This is a genomic window from Moorena sp. SIO1G6 (assembly GCF_010672795.1).
GTDB lineage: Bacteria > Cyanobacteriota > Cyanobacteriia > Cyanobacteriales > Coleofasciculaceae > Moorena > Moorena producens.
The window spans coordinates 1-3,553 of the sequence record NZ_JAAHFZ010000137.1; the positions used below are offsets into that span (position 1 = coordinate 1).

Sequence of the window (3,553 nt, forward strand, 5' to 3'; positions counted from 1 at the left end):
ACCTCTAATTACGACCCTGACCCAGCCATGGCCTCCCGCAAACAACATCAGAAAAGGTACTATCGACTCGAATTTAAGGTAAAAACCTACGATTATGCTTTTCATTAAGTTTTGTCAGTCAACCAGGGTCATTGATACAGAAAATACGGTTATTACAGCTTAAATTAACCATTGTATTTTGTATTTATTATTTCTGAAAATTCAATGAGTAATCCATTAGAAAAACCCCAACAGAAATCAGAAATCACAACAACAACACTTGCTTTTTTCGCGTTGATTCTAGCAGTTGTCTCCTTATCGATGGCAGGATTATTTATTCGATTAAGTCAACGAGAAATTGGATCCATTGCCATAGCATTTAATCGTCTTTGGATTGCAACTTTAGCCTTTGGATTATTGAATGGTATTAATTCTATAAGTACCTACCCTGAGAATAGCAAAAGTCAAAAACAAAAAACCTATACCCTAGGAAGAATAGGACTATTGTTGAGTGCTGCTACCGTTGCCTCTGTCAGCTTACTAATGTGGAATTGGTCTCTGGCACAGACTAATGTTGCTAATGCGACTTTAATGCGTAATTTCAATGCAATGTTCACACCCCTGTTAGGATGGATACTCTTTGGTCAACGCTATGACAGAAAATTCTTAATTGGAATGGTAGTGGCTATTGCAGGAATTATTACGATTGGACTAGAAGATGTAAAAATTTCCCTGAGTCACTTGCAAGGTGACATAGAAGCCTTAATGTCTGCATTGGGTATTAGTGTTTTCTTGTTGATTGTGGAGCAACTCCGAAGCCGGTTTAGCACCACAACAATCATGTTATGGCGTTGCGGGATTGGAACGCTCTTAATCTTACCAATTTTCCTGTTGACTCAAGATGGATACTTTCCTTATTCAGTCATAGGATGGCTGGCCGTTATTGCCCAAGCGATTGTTTGTCAATGTCTAGGTCAAGGACTGTTAGTTTATAGCCTGAAAAGACTATCTTCAGGGTTCATTTCTCTGGTCGTTCCCCTGGAAGTCGTTTTTGCTACTATGGCAGCTTGGTTCGTCTTCTCAGAAAAGATTAGTGTATTCAATTGGTTCGGTTTTGCTGTGGTTTTACTGGGTATATATTTAGCTAAATCTAGTCTATCGACTCTAAAGCCCATGGAGAAGAACTAATAAAGCAAAACAAATTCCAATTGTAACGCATCTTAAAAAAGAATTAAGTCCTGTGAGCTATATTGGAGCTGATGCTATTGTGCCAGGGCTATTTCATTCTAAAAATGCGCTTGAGTGTGTCTAGTCCAAATTGGCAGTATCGCTGTGCTTGAGCCATATTGGAGAAGCCATTGGAGCGATAGATATTCAGCGCAAAATTACGAGCAACTGCAAAGATTTGAGGTAACTGATGCATGCGAATGCGAGAAGCATCTTCTTCCTGAGTGACATCTCGCACATAATGGACTTTGTTTTCTACCCCCCCAATACCCCCGAATACGTTGGGCAAAGGATTCCGCAGACTCGATGAAAGAAGCCACATAGTAGCGTGTTTCGGTTTCCAGCTGGTGTTGTTTCCCCTTTTTGAATTGTCGAACACTCTCCACTCGGATTAGTGTTTTTAACCCTGGCCAGGACAAGATGTGTTCGAGTTGTGTGCATATGCGTGCCGGAGCGCTTTTCGATGCGTCCATGCCCAATACTTACTTCAGTATGACTTTGTTGAGGAACAAAGTGGGCTTTGACGCTTTTGAATAGGTTGCCCTGATTGCCTTTAAGGGCACCTAGGTAGTGATTTTCACACCTTTTTGATCAACTGAGCCGTTTTTTTTGAGTGCTAATCGCATCAAAGGCGAACACCACACCCTTGACAGCCAGTTGTGTAATAAACTCGCGGTTTGGCTTTGACGCACGTTTGTTTTGCTATCCACCTGATCGGGTTCGAGAATCAGACCCCGCTCAACCAGATAAGCACTAACCAGCATAATCGCTCGGTGAGGTGGAGAACCAGGATTATCACTCTCTAGTTGGTATGAGCCCCGTAAGACTTTACCATCTACAGCTAAGGTTTCTCAAGGGCTTGGGTTCAATGCCAAAGAAGCGAGCCAGGGCCCCAGAGTACTGGTGGTCTTCTTGGGTGACCAGGACACGGCGAATCGTACTGTAGGAAGGAATCCTACCCAACGGGGGTTTGAATAGCGGGGGGCAATTCGTCTCGATAGCTGTTGAGCCAGTCCCCAATGGCTAGAAAACCTCGGTTTCCAGCTGCAATGGCCAAGGTAAACAGGGCTAAACACAGAGCTACTTGATGCCGTTTCCCAGAAACCTTGCGTACATCTGGGATGAGGGCATTGGCTTCTAGAATCTCGATGCCCTGAGGGGGTGACTCCTCTGGGACGAGGCTAGGAACTGAGACAGCAGGGGCAGATTGGGCAGACAAACGCATGGTCACTCATGAAACTCTCAGCTAACTTGTAAGCCTAGCATTTATTAGCTTTCATGAGAATGAAATAGCCCTGCTATTGTGCTGAAGGTTGTTGATAATCATGATAAAATTTGATCCACAGCTTGGTTAGTGCAAATCAGCACTCGTTATGACAAGTTATTGAAGCAAGGTTCCCTGCCTTTGTAGGGTAGGGAATGTTTGCTCAATCAGTCTTTGTTGAAATTTTAAAATATAATCATACAATGGACACAGAACAATATAAGTCCTTTAAGATTAAAAATACAACCATCAAAATTAAGATTTTTCCCAATATGGCAGAACCCTCCGAGGGTTATACGCAGTTCTTGCTAAACCAGTTAAACAGTACGGGAAAAACAGCCTTAGATTTAGGATGTGGTACGGGCATATTAGCTATTGCTTTAGCGAAACAAGACTTTGAAACGGTTTATGCTGTTGATATCCATGAAGACTACATTGCAGCGACTCAGTATAATGCAGAATTAAATGATGTTTCAGAACAGGTTATTGCCTTGAAGAGTAACCTGTTTGAGGCTATCCCTACCGACACTCGTTTTGATTTGATGGTGGCTAATTTGCCGGCAACACCCGCATGGGATAACATCCCCTTGTATAGTCGTGCTGGAGAGGATGGCAGAGATTTGATTGATGCCATGCTTCACCAAGCTCCCCATTGGTTAATACCTGAAGGCAGAATACAATTTACCCAGTCCTCCCGGATTAGTCCTGAGACAACAATGGCGTTAATGTCCCAAATTGGCTATGCGTATGACGAACCAATGAGTCAAGTCATCAAGTGTAAGCAACATCGCTACTTTGAGCTTTATCCACAATACTTTCAACAACTACTAAATGCTAACCGCATTTATGTCGAGAATGGGGTTATTTTTGAGTGGGTTTACCTGTTTCAAGCTATAGCAGAGAAAGAGTTGGTTAGGACAAAAAAATCAAAGCATTATCGATAGCATTCTGTAAACCCTTAGTGGTGCAGAGAAGTCTTGAAAGTACTGGTAGGTATAGAGTCTCAATAATAAGACAGGGATAGCATGACAGGGGGATTCCATGAGAAGCTTAAGGTCCCAAACTCAAAGCAAATTTCATGGA

4 protein-coding genes are annotated in these 3,553 nt (G+C 42.4%); 2 read left to right on the forward strand and 2 right to left on the reverse strand.

The features are described from left to right. Positions 1-204 precede the first annotated feature (204 nt). Positions 205-1,167: a DMT family transporter gene (locus F6K63_RS36440; protein WP_287314955.1), complete on the forward strand. Its 963-nt coding sequence runs from the start codon at positions 205-207 to the stop codon at positions 1,165-1,167. Between the two features lie 88 nt (positions 1,168-1,255). On the opposite strand, the gene F6K63_RS36445 is transcribed toward F6K63_RS36440, so the two are convergent. Together F6K63_RS36445 and F6K63_RS36450 are read right to left on the reverse strand one after the other, a co-directional pair. After that, entirely contained in the window at positions 1,256-1,585 is a 330-nt protein-coding gene (locus F6K63_RS36445; protein ID WP_287255447.1) for a hypothetical protein, read from the reverse strand. Positions 1,586-2,161: 576 nt separating this feature from the next. Beyond that, entirely contained in the window at positions 2,162-2,431 is a 270-nt protein-coding gene (locus F6K63_RS36450; RefSeq protein ID WP_287255448.1) for a transposase family protein, read from the reverse strand. 242 nt (positions 2,432-2,673) lie between these two features. On the opposite strand from F6K63_RS36450, the gene F6K63_RS36455 reads away from it, so the two are divergent. Continuing rightward, entirely contained in the window at positions 2,674-3,414 is a 741-nt protein-coding gene (locus F6K63_RS36455; protein WP_287255450.1) for a 50S ribosomal protein L11 methyltransferase, read from the forward strand. The last annotated feature ends 139 nt before the right edge of the window (positions 3,415-3,553 follow it).